Below are 945 nucleotides of genomic sequence, written 5' to 3' on the forward strand. Positions count from 1 at the left end.
AGCTATGAAGCTGATCACGCGATTAATTTTGAATAAGCACTTAACGAATCTTTAGTCTTTAGTTAAATAACTGGCTTCTTCTTACGCTTTTTATGGTGGCTTGATGTGTAAAGGCTCAATCGTTTAAGAAAGAGTTCCAAGTTTAAAAGGGGATAAGGTTATAGTTGGCTGGTTAAGAATTAAAAAAAGCTGTGTGCTCGGCCAATACTGCTAAGCCAATTCCGATTAGCACAATACCGCCGATAAGTTCGGCCCAGTGACCGACAAAATGGCCAAGTTTATTGCCCAGAAAAGTGCCGATAGAGGCCATTACCGTAGTAGCGAGGCCGATAGCTAGGCTGGTGGCTATGATATTGGCATCGATGAAGGCGAGGCTGGCGCCCACAGCCATGGCATCAATGCTGGTAGCAGTGGCGGTCAACACCAATAACCAGAGCGTCTGTTTGCGATGCTCTATTTTGTCTTCCTTTGTGATCCCAGCATGCATCATATGCAGGCCGATCAGTGCTAGTAGGGTAAAGGCAATCCAATGGTCCCAGGCTTCAACGTACTGTTGAGATGCCTTGCCCGCTATCCAGCCTAGCAAGGGGGTTAACGTTTCAATAATGCCGAAGACGAGACCAATACCAATGGCATGTCGGAATCTGGGTTTTTTTAACTCGGCACCTTTACTTATCGAGGCGGCAAACGCATCGGCCGACATGGAAACGGCTAGAAACAACATGGTGGTCGGTGTCATGGAGTGTGAACTCTCGCCAAAAATTACCGCGTATAAATGCCTTGGGCATCACCTAGAGAGGTATGCCTGAGTAACAAGGTCGGGTATTAAGTTGCGATGAATCCTACCATATTTGATTAAGCAAACAAGCAGCGTAGTTAAAAATAAAGTTTGTAGTTGCGAACTAAGTGGTTATGCAAAAGTTATCGAGTTACTTTTTCCGTAAT

Annotated in this window: 1 protein-coding gene; it reads right to left on the bottom strand. The window is 45.2% G+C overall.

From position 1 onward, the window contains the following. Positions 1-172: 172 nt before the first annotated feature. Entirely contained in the window at positions 173-739 is a 567-nt protein-coding gene (locus tag INT21_RS05650) for a manganese efflux pump MntP (RefSeq protein WP_125746217.1), read from the bottom strand. Between the last annotated feature and the right edge of the window lie 206 nt (positions 740-945).

Source organism: Halomonas sp. 3F2F (assembly GCF_014897805.1).
Classification (GTDB): Bacteria; Pseudomonadota; Gammaproteobacteria; order Pseudomonadales; family Halomonadaceae; genus Vreelandella.

Excerpts from the sequence above, each read along its gene's own strand:
- INT21_RS05650 (WP_125746217.1), bottom strand. The coding sequence starts at position 739 with ATGACACCGACCACCATGTTGTTTCTAGCCGTTTCCATGTCGGCCGAT.